We start from the raw sequence: 21684 nt of genomic DNA on the forward strand, positions 1-21684 counted from the left end.
CATGAACCAGACCGTCAAAACCTATTTCGAAGCCTTCAATGCCGGTGACGTGGATGCCATGCTGGCCTGCCTGTCCGATGACGTGGCCCATCACGTGAACGAAGGCCAGATCCGCATCGGCAAGGACAAGTTCGCCGCGTTCTGCGCGCACATGAATCGCTGCTACAAAGAAAACCTGACCGACATCGTCGTGTTCGAAGCCGAAGGCGGCACCCGCGCAGCAGCCGAATTCATCGTCAACGGAACCTATCTGGAAACCGATGACGGCCTGCCGGATGCGCATGGCCAGACGTACCGCCTGCCTGCCGGTTCGTTCTTCGACCTGAAGGATGGCAAGATCACCCGCGTCACCACTTTCTACAACCTGGCGGACTGGACCAAGCAGGTTTCGAATGGCTGAGGTCACCGGCGTCCGCCCCCTGACCGGAGCGGCACTGGAAGCCGCCCTTGATGACGTTGCCCGGCTGCGGATCAAGGTATTTCACGCCTGGCCGTATCTTTACGATGGCGACCTGGAATATGAACGGAAATACCTGCAATCCTACCGCGACAGCGACAAGGCCATCGTGGTGGGCGCATTCGACAACGACCGTCTGATCGGCGCGTCAACCGGCGCCCCTCTGATTGACCACGCCGAAGATTTCGCGGCGGCCTTCGAGGGCACCGGGCTTGACCTGCATGACATCTTCTATTGCGCCGAATCGGTGCTGCTGCCCGACTATCGCGGGCAGGGTGTCGGCCACAGGTTCTTCGACGCCCGCGAAGCCCACGCCCGCAGCCTGGGTTTCACCAAATGCGCGTTCTGCGGCGTGCAACGCCCGGCAGATCATCCGATGCGGCCCGACAATTACCGCCCGCTGGATGCCTTCTGGCGCGCGCGGGGATACACGCCTTTGCCCGGTGCGATCGCACAGTTTTCGTGGAAAGATATTGGCGAAGAAGGCGAATCGAAAAAACCCCTTCAGTTCTGGATCCGGGATCTCTGAACGCCAAACGCAGAAAAAACTCCCGAATCATGGTAGTGTTGGGTTTTCTGTGGGGGAATTGCCATGAAACGCTATGTTATCGAACGCGATCTTCCGGGTGTCGGTTCCATGTCCGGTGACGAACTGTGCGGCGCGTCTGCGAAGTCGAACGAAGCGCTGGCGCAAATACCCGGCGTGCAGTGGGAGCATTCCTATGTTGCTGGTGACAAGACCTTTTGCATCTATCTGGCCGAGAGCGAGGACGCGATCCACAAGCATGCGGAACTCAGCGGGTTCCCGGCCAACACGATCACCGAAGTGACCACGATCATCGATCCGACGACCGCAGGGTAATTGGGCTGTACTCCGGTCTGCGTCCGCGACTAAGGTCATGCGAATTTGACCGCACGGGGACGCTGCCATGAAAGTCGCAACTGCCGCCTATGATCTCGACTGGTTGGATAGCTGGGCACAATACGAAGACAAGCTTGAGGGGTGGGTGTCCCAGGCCGCAAGGCAGGGGGCCGAATTGTTGGTCTTTCCCGAATACGGCGCGATGGAGCTGTCGACCCTGGACGGGGCCGACGTGGCGGGCGATCTGGAGCGGTCGATCCGGGCCGTGTCCGACCGGATGGTGGATGTACAAAACCTGCACACCCGCCTCGCCAAGACGTACAAAACCTACATTCTGGGTGCGTCCGCGCCGGTTGTTGATGGAACCGGGCGTCCGGTGAACCGTGCCGCCTTCTACGCGCCGGATGGCAGTTTCGACCATCAGGACAAACAGATCATGACCCGGTTCGAACGCGAGGATTGGGACATCGCCCCCGGTGGTCCGCTCAAGCTTTTCGACACCGCGCTGGGCAAGATCGGTGTGTTGATCTGTTATGACAGCGAGTTTCCGTTGCTGGGCCGCGCGCTGAGCGAAGCAGACTTGATTCTTGTGCCATCCTGTACCGAAGCGCTTTCGGGTTACTGGCGCGTGCGGATTGGCGCAATGTCAAGAGCTTTGGAAAATCAATGCGCTACAGTCATGGCCTCGCTGGTCGGGAACAATGAGTGGTCCGAGGCGGTGGATATGAATACCGGGACCGGAGGCGTCTTTGGCCCGCCCGACAAGGGGTTCCCGGCCACCGGTGTGCTGGCCGAAGGCACTTTGAATCAGCCGGGCTGGACCTATGCGGATGTCGATCTTTCAGCCATCGCTGAGGTTCGCGCAGACGGTCACGTGCTGAACCGAACCCATTGGGAGGAACAGGCCGCCCGAGTCGAATCGGTCACAATATCCGCTCTTTAGGTGATTCCGCCCTTGAAATAAGGCCGAAATAGGCTCATTTAAGCGCACACCCCCGCAGATTCTGCGGGTGCAACGTAATGATGGAGACAACATGGCCAAGGAAGATACGCTCGAATTTCCCGGTGTCGTGAAGGAACTCCTGCCTAATGCGACGTTTCGGGTCGAGCTGGAAAACGGCCATGAGATCATCGCACATACGGCAGGCAAGATGCGCAAGAACCGCATCCGTGTTCTGGCCGGCGACAAAGTTCAGGTCGAGATGACCCCATATGATCTGACCAAGGGTCGGATCAACTACCGCTTCAAGTAACGCCTGCCGCAATGGCGTTCATTCTCGGATCGGGTAGCCCAAGACGGCTGGACCTGTTGGCCCAGCTTGGCGTGCAGCCCGATGCCATCCGCGCCCCCGACATCGACGAAACGCCCCTGAAGGGCGAGCTTCCGGTTCCGTATTGCCACCGAATCACGCGCCAAAAAGTGCAGGCTGTTCAGGCGGATAGAGACGCCGTCACCCTCTGCGCAGATACCACCGTGGCCTTGGGGCGTCGGATTCTGGGAAAGCCTGAGGATGCGGGGCAGGCGGCGGAGTTTCTGCATTCCCTGTCTGGTCGTCGTCACCGCGTGATCACCTCGGTTGCGGTCCGGCGCGGAGACCGTGTGCTACAGCGTGATGTCGTCTCACAGGTCAAGGTCAAACGTCTGTCGGATGTCGAGATCAACGCCTATCTGGCGACCGGAGACTGGCGCGGCAAGGCAGGCGCCTATGCGATTCAGGGGCCCGCAGGGGCTTTCATTCCATGGATTTCGGGGTCGTTTACAGGCATCGTCGGCCTGCCCCTGTCCGAGACCGCGGCCTTGCTGCAAGGCATCGGCTATCCACTGTATCGAGAGGCATCATGAAAGGTCGCACCATTGTTCTGGACCACATCCAAGGCCGCGAAGCGGCTGCGCTGATGGTCGACGGCAAGTTGGATGACTTCTTGATTGCCGCAGACGCACCCGCGCCCGGCACGATCTACCGCGCCCGCGCTGACCGCCCGGTCAAGGGGCAGGGCGGGATGTTCCTGACCACGCCAGATGGCCCTGCTTTCCTGCGACAAGTCAAAGGCTTGGGTCCCGGTGCCCTGTTGTTGGTACAGGTCACCGGCTTTGCAGAGCCCGGCAAAGCCATACCGGTGAGCAATCGCATCCTCTTCAAAAGCCGCTATGCGATTGTCACGCCGGACGCTCCGGGCCTGAACATTTCGCGCAGTATCAAGGACGAAGACATACGCGATCAACTGCTTGAAATCGCGCACGAGCAGATGGGTGACAGCGCCTATGGATTGATCCTGCGCTCCTGCTGCGCGGGTGCGGATGCCGAAGAGATCTCGGAAGACATCGCGGCCATGTTGACGCAGGCCGAGCAGGTGATGAATGACGACGGGACCGAGCCTGAACTTCTCAGCGAGGGTGACAGCCCCCATATCCTTGCCTGGCGCGACTGGACCGACCCGGCCGAAGTCGTGACACAGGCGGGCGGGTTCGAAACCCACGGCGTTCTGGATGCGCTGGATACGGTGCGGGGAGCGTCCGAGCCTTTGCCGGGCGGGGGGCATCTTTACATCGAACCCACACGCGCATTGGTCGCCGTGGATGTGAACACCGGAGCGGACACCTCGCTGGCGGCGGGCACCAAGGCCAATTTCGCCTGCGCCAAGATGCTGCCCCGTGCTTTGCGCGTACGTGGGCTGGCTGGTCAGATTACGCTGGACCTCGCGCCCATGCCAAAGAAGGATCGCCGCGGGTTTGAATCCGCTTTACGCGCCGCGTTCAGATCAGACCCGGACGAGACGATTCTTGCAGGCTGGACCCCGCTGGGCCACTTTGAGTTGCAGCGAAAGCGTGGTCGCGTTCCTGTGATGGAGGTCCTGAAATGAACTGCCCGATTTGCGGTGCCGCGACCGAGCAGAAGTTTCGTCCGTTTTGTTCCAGGCGGTGTGCGGACATTGATTTGGCCAAGTGGCTGAACGGGTCCTACTCGGTTCCGTCGCAGCGCGAAGAGGACCTCGAAGCCGAGGATGACACGCAGGACTTCACGCCAAAGCGACCGCATTGAAAAAATGTGAAAAAGCCTCTGGACACCGCTTGTAGCAAGTCATAGAAGGCCCCCACCCAACGACGAACGTCGTTCCCGTGCCCGGGTAGCTCAGGGGTAGAGCAGTGGATTGAAAATCCTCGTGTCGGTGGTTCGATTCCGCCCCCGGGCACCACTTCCTCAGGTAAACCCTTGGTTTAAATCGAGCTTTAAACAGCAGGTTGGAGCCGTAGACCATGTCAGAGACCCTTTCACCCAAGTACAAGTTCGTAAAAGATGGTGTGTTTTACTATAGTGCCGCGTTCCCAAAGAGTATTGCCGCTACTATTCGTCTTCTCGGATCGCGTTTTCTTTGCGTACTCATTTGGCGAACATCGTGGCGGCGAGCGCAAGAAAGGCTGCTGATCAACTGGATGAGTATTGGTTTCATCTGAGGTTGCAGGACACGAAATTGCTCAGTAAGCATATATTGGTGCTTGGAGCGCAGGACGACGCCATCCTTCCACCGGATTGCCCGAACCGGTGAATCACGCTCAGCCAGGTTTTGGGTATCGAGTGAGTGGAAACCGCTCCTACCTAGATAACCTACCAAAGCAGACTGCTGTCCAGCTCGACAACCCGGGTTTATACTTGCTGTTTTTCCGGGAAACTCTTGGGTGTATTGCGGTTCAACTTCGAATGCTCCGCGACCAATTCAGCCAACTCTGGCCGGCATGAACCGCAGTTTGTTCCAGCTTGAAGGGCATCTCCGATATCGTCCGCATTGATCAAACGTTTGTCGCGAATGGCGCCGATGATGGTTTTTAGTCCGACCCCGAAACACGAACAGACAATTGGTCCACAGTCTTCAGAAGCAGCAGATGACCGGCCAGACAGTATCTGAATGAGCGAAACCTCAGGCAAACTTGCCAAATAGTCTCGCATCAGAATGATAGGTTGGCGGGAGACGAAAAGCGCTGCCAAGAGGCGCTGTCCGTCTGACAGCGCGATCCTATGCGCGCCGCGATTGGGGTCTTCGATTGAAGTCACCATGGCATCAGGTAGTCCAAACCACTCGCGGGCTTTGTGTTCCCAATCGTCGATGTCCTGCTTGCCCGCCAACTCCATCCTGTAGCCTTTGCCCGTTTTGCTCATTGCCCAGTATTCTGCCGTAGGCGAAGCCGCATCGACGGAAATGGCGAAGCCGTACCAGGAAGCATTCAGACGCCGCACAGAAACAGCCGTCGCCTTGCTTTCAGGCTGTCCAGATATCGGATCAGTCACACTTGGAACAAGCGCATCCACACGGGCTGAAGGTGCCGTTTCACCCGTCCAGTGAATTGGTGCGAACACTTGCCCGGGTGCGACAGCTTCCGAGATTCGCAGGCGAAAGACACCGCTTCCAACTGAGCTGTCGAGTTGGACCAAATCTGCGGCGCTAAGGCCCAACCGATCAACGTCTGTTGGATTCATGTCAACATAAGGTTCGGAAAGGTGGGCTGATAAACGAGGCGACAAACCTGACCGTGTCATGGTATGCCACTGATCCCGGTTTCGCCCTGTGTTTAAAAGAAACGGGAATTGTGCACAGGTTTCCACTTTGGGCGGCTTGTGAGAAACCGGAACAATACGCGCTTTGCCATCAGGATGAAAAAACTGTCCATCGCCAAAAAACCGCTTGTCGGTCGCACCAAGTGTCGTTGGCCATTGTGTGGGGCTCAGCGCATCATAGTCTTCATCCCCAACGTCGGACAACTCGGTAATATTGAAGTCCTTGCCAAAAGACGCCGCAAGTGAGGTCATGCTCGCGTATTCTCTGAAAATCTGCGCCGGAGACTCGTAGTTAAATGCCTCTTCCCAACCCATCCTACGGCCGACCTCGGCCAAGATATCCCAGTCCGAGCGGGCTTGCCCCGGAGGGCTCAAAACGGCACGTTGTCTGCTTATCGTGCGATCTGAATTGGTTACAGTCCCCGATTTTTCTGCCCATCCCGCCGCTGGCAGCAGCACGTCTGCGATACGCGCGGTATCTGTCCGCGCGGTCAGGTCGCTGACAACTGTAAATGGGCAGTTTTCAATAGCTGCGCTCACTCTGTCCGCGTCCGGCATGGTAGCCGCAGGGTTGGTGTGGATGATCCAGAGCGCCTTGATCTGACCGTCTTCGATGGATCGGAACAGATCGACCGCTTTTAATCCTTGCCTCCGAGGGATGTTGGGCGAATTCCAAAATTGTTTAACCGCCTGACGATGGTCCTCGTTTTCTATGTCCAGATGGCAAGCGAGCGTATTGGCCAGACCACCCACCTCTCGACCGCCCATGGCGTTAGGCTGACCTGTGACCGAGAACGGCCCCATCCCTTCGCGACCAATTCGACCGGTGGCCAGATGGCAATTCAAGATCGCATTGACCTTGTCGGTACCGCTGGAAGACTGGTTTACACCCTGACTAAAGACCGTAACGACCCGCTCAGTACCGATCCACAAATCGCAAAACGCCTCAATCTCAGATGGGCTGAGCCCCGTCTCGTCAGGATCGTCAAGCTGCGCCAGTTCGAGGGCTTCAGAGAACCCATTGCTTCGTTCCAGGAATTCGGCGGATACATGGCCGGTGTGGTGAATTCTGCAAAGCAATCGGTTGAAAAGCGCTACGTCGCTGCCTGGCTTAAGCGGCAGATGAAGGTCCGCCTGATCACAACTCGCTGTGCGGCGCGGGTCAATGACCACGATCTTCGTGCCATGCGCCTGACGCGCCGCCATGACCCGCTGATAGAGAACGGGATGACACCAGGCAAGGTTTGAACCAACCAGCACAACTAAGTCAGCGTGATCCAGATCTTCATAAGTCCCGGGCACTGTATCGGTTCCGAAGGCGCGTTTATGCCCGGCCACAGTTGACGCCATACACAACCGCGAATTGGTGTCGATATTGGCTGAGCCGATGAAGCCCTTCATCAACTTGTTGGCAACATAGTAATCCTCGGTCAGCAATTGGCCCGAGACGTAAAAAGCTACGCTGTCCGGTCCGAATTCTCTGATTGTGGTCGAAAAGCGATCGGCAACCAATTGCAGTGCGTTATCCCAACTGGTGTCCTGGCCGAACGCGCGTGGGGCCAACAACCGGTGGTCTAGACCCACGGTTTCGTCCAAAGCCAACCCTTTCGAGCATAGACGCCCGTAATTCGCCGGGTGGTCCGGGTCGCCTCGCACGGTAAGACCACCGGCACCATCGGGGCGCAAAAGAACACCGCAGCCGACGCCGCAATAGGCACATGTTGACCGGACCTCTGGCAGGCCAGTTCCGTCCATCAGGCCGCACTCCGCCGGGTGACGGCGCTGTCGTCAAGCAGGATGCGCCCATCTTCCAAACGTACGGGGTAGGTGGTGATGCGACCATCATCTGCGCCTTGAGCCTCGCCCGTATTCAAGTCGAAAACCCAGTTGTGTAGGGGGCAGGTGACCGACTGGCCGTGGACGATGCCTTCAGACAAAGGGCCACCCTTATGGGGGCAGCTATTGGTTGCGGCGTACACTTCAGCCTCAGCAGTACGGAATACGGCGATGCAGCCGATATGGGTTTTCACCAACCGCGCCCCGCGTAAGGGAACCTCGTCGATATGTCCGATGTCGATCCAGCTCATTCCGCTGCCTCCAGTGTGAAATCTGCAATCGGCGCGTAGGTCCGCGCTTTTTCTTTGACGTGTTCGGCCCACGGGTCTTTACGGTAGATGCTTTGCGACAGCTCGAACCTGGCGACCAAGGCGGTGCGGTTTTCAAGGTCGTCCACGACCTGAGCTTTGACCCAGTCCATGCCGACCTTGCCCAGCCATTTATACAATCGATCCAGATATTTGCCGCCTTCGCGATAGGCTTGCGTGACGGCCATCACCACTTCAATCGCTTCGCCCTCGGTCTGGACCTGACACAGCAATTCGGTCTCTTTCACGTCCATACCGGCGGCCCCTCCGATACTGATCTGATAGCCTGAGTCCACGCAGACAACGCCGATATCTTTGCAAGTCGCCTCAGCGCAGTTGCGAGGACAGCCCGACACGGCCAGCTTCAGCTTATGCGGAGTCCAAGACCCCCACAGGATTTTCTCAAGCTTGATGCCGAGGCCGGTGCTGTCCTGCGTGCCGAACCGGCAATGATCGGTTCCGACGCAGGTTTTGACCGTCCGCAGGCCCTTGGAATAGGCGTGACCCGAGACCAGACCGGCCCTGTTCAGATCCGACCAGATCGCAGGCAGGTCTTCACCCTTCACGCCCAGCAGATCGATGCGTTGGCCGCCGGTGACCTTTACGGTTGGCACGTCGTACTTGTCGGCGGCGTCGGCAATGGCACGCAGTTCTTCGGGGGTGGTGATCCCGCCCCACATGCGCGGCACGACGCTGAACGTACCGTCTTTCTGAATATTCGCGTGTTTGCGTTCGTTAACGAAGCGGCTTTGTGGATCATCCTGATATTCCAGTGGCCAATCCGCCAGAAGGTAATAGTTGATCGCCGGGCGGCAGACATGACAGCCGTTGGGCGTATTCCAGCCGAGTTCCTGCCAGACTGCGGCCTGGCTTTTCAGTTCCTGCCCTTTGATCAAACGGCGTACATCTTCATGCGTCAGGTCGGTGCAACCACAGATCGGTTGTGCGGCTGGCATCTGGAACGCATCGCCCAAAGTGACCTGCAGGACCTGTTCGACCAGACCCGAACATGTTCCGCAGGAAGCGCTGGCCTTGGTACTTGCCCGCACCGCGCCCAGATCGCCAGCCCCTGAATGGATCGCCTCGACAATGTCGCCTTTGCATATGCCGTTGCAGCCGCAAATCTCCGCCTTAGGCGGCAATGCTGCAACGGCTGAGAGAGGGTCCGCGGTGTCGCCCCCCTGGTAGGCCGGGCCAAAGATCAGCGTCTCACGCATGTCTTCGATGCTGGTGCCATCCTTGATCAGGCCGAAAAACCAGCCGCTGTCGGCCGTGTCACCGTACATGACAGCGCCGATCAGACGGTCCTGTTCGATCACAAGACGCTTGTAGACGCCCCGCGATGGGTCGCGGAACACGATATCCTCACGCCCCGGTCCATCTGCGAAATCGCCAGCGCTGAACAGATCGCAGCCGGTGACTTTCAACTTCGTTGAAAGAGTTTTTTGCTCAAACGCGGCCTCTTTATCCAACAAGGCATGCGCCGCCACTTTCGCCTGATCGTAGAGCGGCGCGACAAGACCAAAGACCTCTCCGTTATGCTCGACGCACTCACCCACAGCGTAAATCTCCGGATCCGAGGTCAACATTTGGTCATCCACATGAATGCCACGCCCGGTGGCCAGACCGGCCTCCTGCGCCAGCGCTGTATTGGGACGGATGCCAACGGCCATGACCAGCAGATCACAGGGCAGCTCGGCCCCGTCGTCCAGCAAAAGTGCGCGGACCTTGCCATCTTGCCCAAGGATTTCCTTGGAGTTCGCCTGTAGGCAGATCTTGATTCCTTTGTCTTCCAGCGACTTCTTCAGCAGGTAGCCTGCGGCTACATCCAACTGACGCTCCATCAGGTGGCCCATGATATGCACCACGGTGACGTCAACGCCGTGCGCGGCCATGCCCGCCGCAGCTTCAAGCCCCAGCAAGCCGCCACCGATCACGACGACCTTGTTGTCGGGGCCCATGTCCATCATCTGCTGGGTGTCTTCCAGGTCGCGATAGGCGATGACACCTTCCAGATCATGACCGGGCAGGGGGATGATGAACGGGTTCGACCCGGTTGCGATCACCAGCTTGTCGTAGGGAAGGTGTCCGTGCTCGCCCTCGACAACTTTCATCTCGCGGTCGATCTTTGCAACTTTCTCACCGAACCGGCAAGCAATCCCCCGCTCGGCGTACCAGGCGTCATCATGTGTGACGATCTCTTCATAAGTCTTCTCACCCGACAGAACCGGGCTCAGCATGATGCGGTTGTAGTTCCCGCGGGGCTCGGCGTTGAACAGGGTGATATCGAACGCGTCCGGGGAGGCGTCAGTCAGGTGTTCCAGCACCCGACCCGAGGCCATGCCTGCGCCGATGACAACAAGTCTTTGTTTCATGGTTTCACTCCGCTGCAATCGCCTTGGGGGCGGGCGTTTTTGGCTTGGCGCCGTGTTCGTATTCTTCGAGGAAATCGAGGACCTCCTGCCGGTAGGCGTAGTAGTCCGGATGCTCCAACAGCGCTTTGCGGGTGCGCGGGCGCGGCAGGTCGACCTTGGTGATCTTGCCTATGGTCGCTTGTGGGCCATTGGTCATCATCACCACGCGATCGGCCAGCAGGATCGCCTCATCCACGTCATGGGTCACACAGATTGCGGTGACCTTGGTGCGGGACCAGACCTCCATCAACACTTCCTGCAATTCCCAGCGGGTCAGACTGTCGAGCATCCCGAAGGGCTCATCCAACAGCAGCAGCTTGGGCGATAGGGCAAAGGCGCGTGCGATGCCGACGCGTTGTTTCATGCCGTTCGACAGGTCGCTCGCGGATTTGTCCATCGCATCGGCCAGACCGACGCGTTCCAGATAGTATTCAACGACATCCTGACGCTCGGCGATGCTGGCCTTGGGATAGACTTTGTCGACCCCGATCGCGACGTTTTCCTTGGCAGTTAGCCATGGGAACAGGTTGGGGGATTGGAACACCACGGCGCGTTCTGGATCAGCCCCCTCGACATGACGACCATCCAGCTTGATCGCGCCCTTCGATATATCGTTCAGCCCCGCAGCCATGGTCAGAACCGTAGATTTTCCGCAACCTGAATGGCCGATCAGCGATATGAACTCGCCCTTGTCGATTTTCAGGTCAAAGTCCTCGACCACGGTCAGAGGGCCTTTGGGTGTCGGGTACACTTTGTGCAGTTGCGAGAAGTCGAGGAAGCGGTCCTGGATCATCCCCTTTTGCGCCTCAGCCACCGCAGCCGGCACACCGTGAATTGGAGTCACATCGGGCAAGATGCGCGAACCTTCGACCTTGGCTTCGATCCCCACATCCATCAGGTACTTGGTGACGTCGGCGCGTAGGCGCTTGAACGTCTCGTCGTTGTTCATAGCACCGCGTTCGCGAGGGCGCGGGATCGATACGCGGAATTCCTGGCCCAACGTACCATCGGGGTTCAGAGCGATGATCCGGTCGGCCAGAATGATCGCCTCGTCCACGTCATTGGTGATCAGAACGCAGGTCTTTTTGTCGGCCTCCCAGATATGTTCGATCTCATCCGCCAGATTGGCACGGGTGAGCGCGTCGAGCGCCGACAGAGGCTCATCCAACAACAAAACCTCGGGGTTCATCGACAAGGCACGCGCCACGTTGACCCGCTGACGCATCCCACCCGACAGTTCCGCCGGGCGGCGCGTGGCAGCATGGCTGAGACCCACCATCTGCACATAATGCGCGACCTTCTCGGCCTTCTCAGTCTTGCCGAGGCCCGGAAAGACCGTATCGACCGCCAGCCCCACATTGCCGCTGACCGTCAGCCAAGGCATCAGTGAATAGTTCTGAAATACTACGCCACGTTCCGGACCCGGCCCCTTGATCGGAGTGCCTTTGAACGTGACCTCTCCGCCAGTTGGAGTATCCAGACCGGCCATGAGGTTAATCAGGGTCGTCTTGCCGGTGCCGGAAAAGCCGAGGATCACCAGAAACTCGCCCTTCTGCACGTCCAGATCGATGCCTTTCAGCACATCCGTGCGCGCGGCGCCTTCACCGAAGGATTTCGTGGCGTTTTTGAAGCTCAGTATGCTCATCGCGCTCACCGGTTGTTCGTGAATGTGAAGAGGGATTGCAGTGCGTACATCACCCGGTCCAACAGGAAACCGATGATGCCGATGGTGAAGACCGCAACCATGATCTTGGCAAGCGAGCTGGACGAACCGTTCTGGAACTCATCCCAGACAAACTTGCCCAAACCGGGGTTCTGCGCCAGCATTTCCGCCGCGATCAGAACCATCCAGCCGACGCCAAGCGACAGGCGCAAACCTGTGAAAATCAGCGGCAACGCCGAAGGCAGCACCAGCTTAGTGACTTTGGTATAGGTGTTCATTTTCAGAACCTTGGAGACGTTCACCAAGTCCTTGTCGATGGTCGCCACACCCAGCGCGGTGTTGATCAGGGTCGGCCAAAGCGAACACAGGGTCACGGTGATGGCCGAGATCAGGAAGGACTTGGCGAACCAACCGTCGTTGGTGACGTAGACGGCCGAGACGATCATGGTCACGATCGGCAGCCATGCCAGAGGTGAGACCGGTTTGAAGATCTGGATCAGCGGGTTCAGCGCCGCATTGGCGGTAGGCGACAGTCCGGCAGCGATCCCAAGGGGAACGGCCACAACGGTCGCGATCAGAAACCCGAAGAACACGGTTTTGATAGAGGTCCAGATTTGCTGGTAGTAAGACGGCGCGCCGGTGTAGGCGACTTGTTTGACCTCGTCCGCGCGGCCCGTATCGATCAGCTTCTGGTTCCGTTTCTCAACCATTGCCTCGAACTTGGCGCGCTTGGCGGCCTTGGCCTGTGCGTCCTCGTTGAGGTTGACCATTTCTGCCCAGACCTGAGCTGGGCCTGGTACGGCGCCCAGGGAAGTTTGCACTTTCGGGGCGAGCGTCCCCCAAAGCAGCAGGAAGGCGCAGATCGACAGCAGGGGGACGACCAGAAGACGCCAGATTTCGGTCATCTGAGCGCGGGGGTTGTCTCCGGCGGCAGCTTTCAGGACCGGGGTGGCCCAGCTTAGGCCAAGAATCTGGAACCATTTGTCGGCGGCGTTGATGCGGGTGAACAGGCGGGTGCGACGCGCCTCTTTGGCGGCGTCTGCGTTGAATTCGGGATCGACCGTTGTCATCTGATGTGTCCTTGCGATGGCGGGGCACTTTGGGGTGTGCGCCCGACTGATACCGGGCGCGACGCATGGGATTAGCCTTGCACGTCCGAGCCGACGATCTTCTGATCGCCCTTCAGACCAATGGACAGGCTTTCGAGATAGGCGTTGGGGGTGCGGCCGTCATAGGTGATGCCGTCGATGATATCCTCGGCCGGGGTGGGCGCTTTGTAACCATCACTGTCCCAGGGGAAGTCGGCCTCATTCGCCAGGCCTTCATCGACTAGCAGGCGCGCGGCTTCCAGATAGATCTCGGGTTTGTAGACAGATTTGGCAACCTCGTCATACCAGCTGTCGGGCTTGGATTCAGGGATCTGACCCCAGCGGCGCATCTGTGTCAGATACCAGATCGCGTCCGAATAGAACGGGTATGTCGCGTTGTAGCGGAAGAACACGTTGAAATCAGGAACTTCGCGCTTGTCGCCTTTTTCGTATTCAAATGTGCCGGTCATCGAGTTGGCGATCACGTCATAATCTGCGCCCACATATTCCGCGCGGCTGAGGATCTCGACCGCCTCGGGGCGGTTGGCGTTGTCGTTCTCATCCAGCCACATCGCGGCGCGGATCAGGGCCTTGGTCACAGCCAGCGTGGTGTTGGGATACTCTTCTGCGAACTCGGCAGTGATGCCAAAGACCTTCTCAGGGTTGTTCTTCCACAGCTCATAGTCCGTGATGACCGGCACGCCGATACCCTTGAACACAGCCTGTTGGTTCCAAGGCTCGCCCACGCAGTAGCCGTATATCGTGCCGGCCTCCAACGTGGCAGGCATCTGCGGCGGTGGCGTTACTGACAGGAACACATCTGCGCCGATCTGGCCGGTTACGTTGTCAGGGCTGTAGTAGCCGGGGTGCAGTCCACCGGCGGCAAGCCAATAGCGCAGTTCGTAATTATGGGTCGAAACGGGGAAGACCATGCCCATGTTAAAGGGCTTGCCTTCGGACTTGTATTTCTCGACGACCGGAGCAAGCGCCTCGGAGCTGATAGGGTGTTGGGGACGACCATCCTCCATCACCGGGATATTCGGCTTCATCTCTTCCCAAATCTCGTTCGAGACGGTGATGCCGTTGCCGTTCAAGTCCATCGAAAATGGTGTGATGATATGCGCCTCGGTGCCGTATCCGATGGTCGCGGCCAAAGGCTGCCCGGCCAGCATGTGCGCGCCATCCAGCTGCCCGTCGATCACGCCATCCAGCAGCACTTTCCAGTTGGCTTGTGCTTCCAGCGTCACGAACAGGCCTTCGTCAAGAAAGTACCCATTCTCATAGGCGACAGCCAGCGGCGCCATGTCAGTCAGTTTGATAAAGCCAAACGTTAGCTCGTCTTTTTCCAGTTCCAGTTCGGCCAGTGCCGGTGACACAAGCGCCGTCGTCGCAGCAAGGCCTAAAAGAAGCTTTTTCATCTCGTTCCCTTTCGGTTCAGCCCAACCCGTTGGGCAAACAAAAAAGCCGCCGACACAGTCCGCCGGGAGGAGGTGGCGGATGGTCGAGCGGCTTTGCTCTTGTGAGGTGCCCTGGACTATGGGCGAATTCCGTCGGTGGGCGTCGTTGCCTTCCGATGTTCCGATTTAGCCAGTCACGCAGCGGCGCGTCATCAATTTTCAGCGTTTTCACCTCGAAAATTCTGCGTCGCAGCAATAACAGATGCTGCACTGCAAAAATTTTGTGCAGACTTACCCCGCTGGCTCGAAAATGCGTCGGTCGAAAAAGACGTTCCGAGACAGAAGCAGGCTGCCATTGGTCGAGGCAACCGCCGTCGACTCGGGTAACGCCCCTTCAAGTTTCTCGGACGCGCCGGGTGTTTCCACACCAAGCCCTTGCAATTCGCGACGATAGAGATCACTGCGAAAGACCTTTGCGGATTGTCGTTCCGCAGTTCCGGCGTCCAGCCCGTTTCGTTTCGCCAATTGATGCGCAACCCATTTCGCCTGACTGCGCCATGGGAAGGTGGCAGCGCCGTCAAAAAACTCGACAAACCCATCGACATGGCGCTGCTCGCCGCGGGCCGATATAGTGAATTCGCCCATCAGCGCTCGGTCAATCAGCTCGGGTGAGACGTTGAGATAGGTTTTACGCGATAGCATCTCGGATGCAGTTGTTCGGCTGTCCGTGTTCGAAAGCCAGCGTCCTGCGCGCCAAACGGCCCGCATAAGGCTGCCCAGCAAATGTGGTTCGGTTTCGGCCCAGTCGTTTCTGACCGCCAGCACCTTTTCAGGTGCACAGGACCAGATCGCCTTGCCGGGCAACAGCAGTGTACCGACACTGTCGTCTACAGCGAATGAGCCCCAGGGCTCACCCACACAGAAGGCATCGATCTCGCCACCTGCGAGCGCCTGCGCCATGAGTGGAGGCGGGACGGTTCGGATTTCGACCTGTTTCGAGGCCAGTTCGGTTCCAGCGACCCAATAACGCAACAATTCAACATGCATCGAAAACGGAAAAGGTACACCGAACACCAAAACGTCGCCGGCGGCCTGTGCCAGTGCAGCCCCAGCTGCAGCAGCATCGGAGAAATCGAAGCCGTAGCCCTGGTCGGCCAACCGCCCAGCCAATTGAGTTCCAACACCTATGACATTGCCATTGAGCGACAGGACAGACACGGCGGATAACGGTGTCGCAATGCCTCCAAGACCCAAAGCCATCGCAACGGGGACGGGTGACAGAAGATGTGCCGCGTCCACGTGCCCAAAGGCCAGCATATCACGCAGAGACGACCAAGATGGAGCCGGTCGCAGGTCCAACGAGATGCCTTCGGCGTGGTCAAACCCCATCTCGCGTGCCACGATCAGTGGAGCGGCATCAACCAAAGGCATATAGGCGACAGGCAGGGTTACCGTTCTCATGACAACAAACCTGATGCTGTGACCAAGGCTTCGGACACCTCGGCAACCCGGCGATTCTGATTCATCGCGGTTTTACGGAGCAGGGCATAGGCTTCATCTTCCGAAACACCCTTGGCCTTCATTAACAAGCCCTTAGCTCGGTCAATCACTTTGCGCTCTTCCAGCGCACGGCGGGTTTCGGCCAGTTCGGTCCGTATCTGACGTAACACCTGAAACCGGGCAATAGCGGTATCGATCACAGGTTTAATGCGCTCGGCTTGCAAACCGTCGACGACATAGGCCGACACCCCGGCCTCAACTGCGGCTTTCGCCAACCCGCCCGCAGCGCTCGAGACAAACATCGCCACGGGACGTTCCAATGGGCCCGAAGCAACGGTGAGCTCTTCCAGCATATCCCGCGATGGATTGTCGATGTCGATCAGGACAATGTCTGGGCTATGCGTTGCAATTTTACGTGCCAGCCCGGAGACATTGCCGATTACATAAACGTCTACGTCTCCAGCCTCTTTTAGGGCATCTACGATCGCAAAAGCACGCTCTTGGTTCTGTTCGACTACAACGACAGTCAGATGTTGGTTCATAGAGACTCAACTGAGCCCAAGATTCATTGACCGCAATTCCAAGGCCAATAATCTGTTCACCAGGCTGCCGGTTCGCCCATTATTTCAGCGTATTTCCGCATTTAGCGGAATGCCTGCACAGTTTTTCTACATGGCATCAAAGAAATCTGCGGTGAGCGCTGCAGTGGCGTCTCGCATCGAACCTTGTGTTTTTCACTTGCTCAAACGGTCGTAGGATTTTTCAACAATTCTGATCTGTCCGATCGCATCAAGACGGGGCATGCTTTGCCCCATCAGAAGTTCAAACTGCCGCAACTTCGAATCTACCTCTTCTGGCTTCGGTCGCTTGTTTGCTATTCGTGGTCCTCCGTTTCCTAAACATAACGGTAGACCAGTTCAGTTGGGGAGGCTCAAAGTTGCCCATACTGCTTTGTTCTGCCAGGACCCCTACCAGTTCCGCTGGGAGATCTTCAGTCAGTAGGGCTCAGGTCTTGAGAGGCATAGGCCCACGATTTCTTTCTCCATTCGCTCGTAGACCGTGAGAAGCCTGGCGGCTCGTTTCACGGCGTCGAGCGGGAGGTCGGTGCGCAGGGAAATGTACAGAGATGAGTTTGATTGTATGTTTGATGGCGCCCTGGGAAGGCGTTTGCGGCAATGGAATGCCCGACCCATTCGCATGAGGTAAGGGTCGGCGCAGTGTTTTGGCTTCTGATGGGACGAGCCGGAGCGCTTGCGCGCATAGTTCGCAACGGATCGTGTTACACCCTCTGTCACAGTTTCGGGCGACTGAGACACATTGTCTAAGATGAGCTTGGGAAAGCTCTTATTTTCTCGACTTTTCATGGAAAGTGGCTGTGCGCGCAGTTTGCAGCTAGCCAGTCTCAACCAAATTTCCCTGAAAACAGGGAAGTTTACAGGGAATACGCACCGTTTTGGCAGTTTTTTGGTGCCTGAGACTCCGAAATAGATAGTTGGATTAATGCCTTGTGGGAGAATTCCCTAAATCCATTAACAGTGAAAACCTGACGATCTTTCAGTGAAAATCCAAAGGCTTTCAGGGAATGGCTATTTTCCTCAGGTTTCTGCCCCCATGATTTCGTCAGCCGTTGTCAGCATTCGAACAAGTGCGGTCCGGAGATATGCAAGCTCCAAGGACAGGCATGCTTCGCTTCGCCCACATAGGGCCAGGACCGTTTCGGCGACTTCATCCGAGTGCCGCATGAGTTCAATCAGGTGCTCACCTGCGGGTCCGTGTGCCCCGGCCAACCAGTTCTTTGCGGTTCGCTCCGAGGCGCCCGCCCAGTTCATGGAAACCTTTATCGCCCGATGGGATCCTCCAAGCTCGCGTTTCAGTGCCGCCGCAATTTCCAACCGATAGTCTAATTTGTTCATGTGCCATTGTCCTTATTTGGAAAAGTGTTGCCCATCTTCGGAAACACTTTTCCGAATTCCGGCGTTTAAGCTTTGGCCCACAGGAATCACGGCCATTCCCAACAGATGTCGAATTCAACGAATGGAGGTGCTCAGCACTTGAGCTGGCGCGACGATCATGACGAGAGCCCCGGTGCTCCCAAATCCCGTCGCGCTATCCGCGGGGCGCAATACGTGCGCATGTCGACAGAGCATCAGCGTTATTCGACTGAGAACCAGTCTGATGCCATAGCGCAATATGCGGAACAGCGAGGCATCGACATTGTGCGGACCTACTCTGATGAAGGTAAAAGTGGCCTGCGCATTCAAGGGCGCGATGGCCTGAAACAGCTTATCGACGATATTCAGTCAGGACGTGCAGATTTTGAAGTTGTCCTGGTTTACGACATCAGTCGCTGGGGCCGGTTTCAGGATGCCGACGAGAGCGCTTATTACGAATACATCTGCAAACGCGCCGGTATTTCCGTCGTGTATTGCGCTGAACAATTCGAAAACGACGGCAGCCCGGTCTCGACAATTGTCAAAGGCGTTAAGCGCGCCATGGCCGGCGAGTATAGCCGGGAGCTTTCTCAAAGAGTATTCACCGGACAGTGTCGCCTGATTGAAAGAGGGTATCGGCAGGGCGGGCCACCCGGTTTCGGTCTGAGGCGTATGCTGATTGACGAACATGGCAAACCCAAAGGCATTCTTAAACGGGGCCAGCACAAAAGTATTCAGACGGACAGGGTAACTCTGGTTCCGGGCCCCGCAGAAGAAGTTGCCATTGTCCAGGAGATATTCCGATTTTTTGTAGAAGATGGGAAATCGGAAGCGGACATTGCAGTAAGCCTGAATGCCCGTGGAATTCTGACCGACCTGGAGCGTGCCTGGACCCGCGGCACCGTGCATCAGATTTTGATCAACGAGAAATACATCGGAAACAACGTCTGGAATCGTAGTTCTTTCAAGCTGAAGAAACATCGCGTTCAAAACGATCCGGATATTTGGGTCAGGGCAGAGGCTGCGTTCGAGGCGATTGTCGATCCAGAGCTTTTTGCTGCAGCAGGAGCCATCGTCGCTGCGAGATCAGCCAGACTGACTGACGATGAAATGTTGGAAGGCTTGCGCGATGTTCTTCAGGCTCAGGGATATCTGTCAGGCCTGATCATCGATGAAGCAGACACGCTTCCTTCAAGCGGCTCATACCGTGCGCGTTTTGGCAGCCTGCTTCGGGCCTATCAGCTTGTCGGCTTTCAGCCTGATCGCGATTACAGATATGTCCAAATCAACAGACGTTTGCGGGACATTCATCCTGACATCGTTGCACATACGATCGCAGGAATTGGCGGGGTTGGCGGAAATGTGGAACGGGATCCCGTTACGGATCTTCTGACAATTAACAACGAGTTCACTGCGTCGCTCGTCGTTGTGCGATGTCACGAAACCAACGCCGGGTCTCTCCGCTGGAACATCCGTTTTGACACGAGTCTGAAACCCGACATCACTGTTGCCGTCCGGATGGATCGACCCAACAGGAAACCACTCGACTATTACCTGCTCCCGGGTGTCGACATGACATTGCCACGCCTTCGGCTTGCTGAAAACAACGGCCTGTCACTTGATGCCTACCGTTTCGACACACTCACTCCGTTGTTTGAAATGGCGGTTCAGGTCCCAATTCCGGAGGCTGCTTGATGACTTACCGTGCTTCCCAGATCGCGGAACTGATCCCCATTGATCTGATTTCAGTCGTTAATCCCCGCATTCGCAACCGAAGGGCTTTTGAAGCTATGGTCGACAGTATCGCAGAGCTGGGGCTGAAGCGGCCAATCACGGTTGCAAAAAGAGATGGCGAGGATGGACTTCGCTATGATCTTGTATGTGGTCAGGGTCGGCTCGAGGCTTTTCAGGAATTGGGCCAGGACGAAATCCCTGCAATTGTGATCACTGCAAGCAACGAAGATTGCCTTGTTATGAGTCTTGTTGAGAATCTGGCGCGACGCCATCATAAGGCCCTGGATCTACTCCGTGACATCAAAGGCCTGAAAAACAGAGGATATTCAGACGCGGAGATCGCGCAAAAAACCAATCTTTCAATGAAATATGTGCGGGGCGTTCTCCGGTTGCTGGAAAGGGGTGAACACCGGCTGCTAAGAGCAGTAGAAAGTGGTAAGATTCCAGTAAGCGTAGCCGTCGACATTGCTGATGCGGAGGACAGCAAAGTTCAGGTCATTCTGCGTCAGGCTTACGAAAACAATCTGTTGCGCGGTGGTAGACTCCTTGCCGCAAAACGCCTGGTGGAAGCGCGCCAGAAACATGGGAAAGGGCAGCCCGGTACAGACAAACGGCAAAGGCGATCGCTATCCGTCGAAAGCCTGCTGCGCACGTACCAGAATGACGTTGAGAAAAAGCAGGTTCTACTACGAAAGGCGACGGCAACCCGCAACGAGCTGATGTTCATCACAGAAGCTCTTCGGACTTTGCTGAACAACGAGAATTTTGTGACGCTGTTGCGGGCGGAGGGTCTTGCGTCACTTCCCAAAAAGCTAACGGACAGGCATTCTTTAAGGACGGGAGAGATACAATGACCCGCGGCAAGCTGGAAAAACCCATCGAACTGGCGTTCGAAAAGGAGTTGGTGCGGATCGCGCTGGATCGTATCTGCCCGCTCTACGCCGTTCAGAAAGGTACAAAGGAGACGGTCAAATACGCTCAGGTTGCTGCATCAATCCGGGAAATTGGTCTTGTTGAGCCTATGGTCATTGCGCCTGACAAATCCGACCCTGAAAACTACATATTGCTTGATGGGCATCTTCGACATGCGATCTTGCTGGATCTCGGAGCGAAAGACGCAATTTGTCAGATCTCCACCGACGATGAAGCCTTCACTTACAACAAACGTATCAGCAGGCTTGCTACGATCCAGGAACACAAAATGATCCTGATGGCTCTGAAGCGTGGCGTGCCGGAAGGGCGGTTGGCGCGCGCGCTCAATATCAACATTAAAACACTTCAGGAAAAGAAACGCCTGTTGGACGGAATTTGTCCGGAGGCGGCCGATTTGCTGAAGGACAAGCAGGTAACACTGACGAGCTTTCGAATTCTCAGAAAGATGAAACCGTTGAGGCAGATCGAAGCTGCGGAACTTATGGTGACGATGAACAAATACACGGTGAACTATGCACGTTCACTGCTGGCAGCGACACCAGAAAATCAGTTGGTTAATCCCGACAAACCCAAGGCTGCGAAAGGTGTTTCCCGCCAGCAACTGGAACTGATGGAGCGCGAGTCTGCCAATCTGGAACGTGAGCTGAGATTGGTTGAAGATACTTACGGAGCCGATCATCTCGATCTGGTTCTGGCACGTGGGTACGTTTCGAAACTCATCAGCAACGCTCGGATTACGCGATACATAGAAATGCACCACGCCGGGTTTCTGCCTGAGTTTGAAAAGATTACGGAGACGGAGGCCCTGACTTCCTGATCTGAGTGGCTTCGGGCAATTAGGGCCGGATCGCGACCGGGGACCCGGACCCAATGAAGCGCGGGGACCGCAGGAGACGCCGCACGGTGGGGCGGATCAAGTGCGGAGGTGGGGATGGCGGCGACCCCGTGCGGAGCCCACCATTCCGGTATTATCCAGCCGGCTGATATTGTGAATTTTACTCACAAAACTGC

General features: G+C 57.0%; 21 protein-coding genes and 1 tRNA gene. 13 read left to right on the forward strand and 9 right to left on the reverse strand.

The genetic code is table 11. The features are described 5' to 3' along the window. Window position 1: 1 nt before the first annotated feature. The 10 genes from GS620_RS10370 (at window position 2) to GS620_RS22295 (ending at window position 4865) form a co-directional block, all read left to right on the forward strand. Window positions 2-400 carry a ketosteroid isomerase-related protein gene (locus GS620_RS10370; RefSeq protein ID WP_152458860.1) on the forward strand — a complete coding sequence of 133 codons (399 nt, stop codon included), beginning with the start codon at window positions 2-4 and terminating at the stop codon, window positions 398-400. Further along, entirely contained in the window at window positions 393-986 is a 594-nt protein-coding gene (locus tag GS620_RS10375) for a GNAT family N-acetyltransferase (RefSeq protein ID WP_171206173.1), read from the forward strand. Before GS620_RS10370 ends, GS620_RS10375 begins: the two co-directional genes overlap by 8 nt. A 63-nt stretch (window positions 987-1049) precedes the next feature. After that, window positions 1050-1319: a DUF4242 domain-containing protein gene (locus tag GS620_RS10380; RefSeq protein ID WP_152458857.1), complete on the forward strand. Its 270-nt coding sequence runs from the start codon at window positions 1050-1052 to the stop codon at window positions 1317-1319. A 67-nt stretch (window positions 1320-1386) separates the two neighbouring features. Further along, window positions 1387-2262, forward strand: a complete 876-nt coding sequence (locus tag GS620_RS10385) for a carbon-nitrogen hydrolase family protein (RefSeq protein ID WP_171615669.1) — start codon at window positions 1387-1389, stop codon at window positions 2260-2262. A gap of 91 nt (window positions 2263-2353) precedes the next feature. Continuing rightward, window positions 2354-2572 (forward strand): translation initiation factor IF-1, encoded by a 219-nt coding sequence (infA, locus tag GS620_RS10390; protein ID WP_005978431.1) that lies wholly within the window; start codon window positions 2354-2356, stop codon window positions 2570-2572. A gap of 11 nt (window positions 2573-2583) precedes the next feature. Further along, window positions 2584-3162 carry a nucleoside triphosphate pyrophosphatase gene (locus tag GS620_RS10395; RefSeq protein WP_171615671.1) on the forward strand — a complete coding sequence of 193 codons (579 nt, stop codon included), beginning with the start codon at window positions 2584-2586 and terminating at the stop codon, window positions 3160-3162. Beyond that, window positions 3159-4181, forward strand: coding sequence for a ribonuclease E/G (locus tag GS620_RS10400; protein WP_171232794.1), 1023 nt, complete (start codon window positions 3159-3161; stop codon window positions 4179-4181). Before GS620_RS10395 ends, GS620_RS10400 begins: the two co-directional genes overlap by 4 nt. Next, a complete protein-coding gene (locus GS620_RS10405; protein ID WP_171232793.1) occupies window positions 4178-4360 on the forward strand; it encodes a DNA gyrase inhibitor YacG in 183 nt (60 codons plus the stop codon). The genes GS620_RS10400 and GS620_RS10405 overlap by 4 nt, the downstream gene beginning before the upstream one ends. Window positions 4361-4439: 79 nt before the next feature. After that, window positions 4440-4514, forward strand: a tRNA-Phe gene (locus GS620_RS10410). A 177-nt stretch (window positions 4515-4691) separates the two neighbouring features. Then, window positions 4692-4865, forward strand: coding sequence for a hypothetical protein (locus tag GS620_RS22295; RefSeq protein ID WP_371809796.1), 174 nt, complete (start codon window positions 4692-4694; stop codon window positions 4863-4865). Window positions 4866-4963: 98 nt separating this feature from the next. Here GS620_RS22295 and GS620_RS10415 read toward each other — a convergent pair whose 3' ends face one another. The 9 genes from GS620_RS10415 to GS620_RS21855 all read right to left on the reverse strand — a co-directional run bounded on the left by GS620_RS10415 (window position 4964) and on the right by GS620_RS21855 (window position 17988). Then, window positions 4964-7624 (reverse strand): nitrate reductase, encoded by a 2661-nt coding sequence (locus tag GS620_RS10415; RefSeq protein WP_171615673.1) that lies wholly within the window; start codon window positions 7622-7624, stop codon window positions 4964-4966. Next, window positions 7624-7956 carry a nitrite reductase small subunit NirD gene (gene nirD, locus GS620_RS10420; RefSeq protein ID WP_170713628.1) on the reverse strand — a complete coding sequence of 111 codons (333 nt, stop codon included), beginning with the start codon at window positions 7954-7956 and terminating at the stop codon, window positions 7624-7626. The genes GS620_RS10415 and nirD overlap by 1 nt, the downstream gene beginning before the upstream one ends. Continuing rightward, window positions 7953-10388 carry a nitrite reductase large subunit NirB gene (gene nirB, locus GS620_RS10425; protein ID WP_171615675.1) on the reverse strand — a complete coding sequence of 812 codons (2436 nt, stop codon included), beginning with the start codon at window positions 10386-10388 and terminating at the stop codon, window positions 7953-7955. Before nirB ends, nirD begins: the two co-directional genes overlap by 4 nt. A 4-nt stretch (window positions 10389-10392) precedes the next feature. Continuing rightward, a complete protein-coding gene (locus GS620_RS10430; protein WP_171615677.1) occupies window positions 10393-12072 on the reverse strand; it encodes an ABC transporter ATP-binding protein in 1680 nt (559 codons plus the stop codon). Between the two features lie 5 nt (window positions 12073-12077). After that, a complete protein-coding gene (locus tag GS620_RS10435; RefSeq protein ID WP_152458841.1) occupies window positions 12078-13160 on the reverse strand; it encodes an ABC transporter permease in 1083 nt (360 codons plus the stop codon). Between the two features lie 71 nt (window positions 13161-13231). Next, on the reverse strand, window positions 13232-14596 hold the full coding sequence (locus GS620_RS10440; protein ID WP_171172771.1) for a CmpA/NrtA family ABC transporter substrate-binding protein: 1365 nt from the start codon (window positions 14594-14596) through the stop codon (window positions 13232-13234). Window positions 14597-14866: 270 nt separating this feature from the next. Continuing rightward, window positions 14867-16036, reverse strand: coding sequence for an ABC transporter substrate-binding protein (locus tag GS620_RS10445; RefSeq protein WP_171615679.1), 1170 nt, complete (start codon window positions 16034-16036; stop codon window positions 14867-14869). Continuing rightward, the gene (locus tag GS620_RS10450; RefSeq protein ID WP_171206155.1) at window positions 16033-16617 is read right to left on the reverse strand and encodes an ANTAR domain-containing response regulator; all 585 of its coding nucleotides are present in this window, start codon (window positions 16615-16617) and stop codon (window positions 16033-16035) included. Before GS620_RS10450 ends, GS620_RS10445 begins: the two co-directional genes overlap by 4 nt. A gap of 1053 nt (window positions 16618-17670) precedes the next feature. Then, window positions 17671-17988 (reverse strand): hypothetical protein, encoded by a 318-nt coding sequence (locus GS620_RS21855; RefSeq protein WP_216597874.1) that lies wholly within the window; start codon window positions 17986-17988, stop codon window positions 17671-17673. A gap of 219 nt (window positions 17989-18207) precedes the next feature. On the opposite strand from GS620_RS21855, the gene GS620_RS10460 reads away from it, so the two are divergent. The 3 genes from GS620_RS10460 to GS620_RS10470 are packed head-to-tail and all read left to right on the forward strand — an operon-like array spanning window position 18208 to window position 21490. Next, complete coding sequence (locus GS620_RS10460) at window positions 18208-19701, forward strand: recombinase family protein (protein ID WP_171615745.1); 1494 nt, start codon at window positions 18208-18210, stop codon at window positions 19699-19701. Beyond that, window positions 19701-20594 (forward strand): ParB/RepB/Spo0J family partition protein, encoded by an 894-nt coding sequence (locus GS620_RS10465; protein ID WP_171615681.1) that lies wholly within the window; start codon window positions 19701-19703, stop codon window positions 20592-20594. The genes GS620_RS10460 and GS620_RS10465 overlap by 1 nt, the downstream gene beginning before the upstream one ends. Then, the gene (locus GS620_RS10470) at window positions 20591-21490 is read left to right on the forward strand and encodes a plasmid partitioning protein RepB C-terminal domain-containing protein (protein ID WP_171615683.1); all 900 of its coding nucleotides are present in this window, start codon (window positions 20591-20593) and stop codon (window positions 21488-21490) included. Before GS620_RS10465 ends, GS620_RS10470 begins: the two co-directional genes overlap by 4 nt. Window positions 21491-21684: the final 194 nt, after the last annotated feature.

It is taken from the genome of Ruegeria sp. HKCCD6428, assembly GCF_013110595.1.
Taxonomy (GTDB): Bacteria; Pseudomonadota; Alphaproteobacteria; order Rhodobacterales; family Rhodobacteraceae; genus Ruegeria.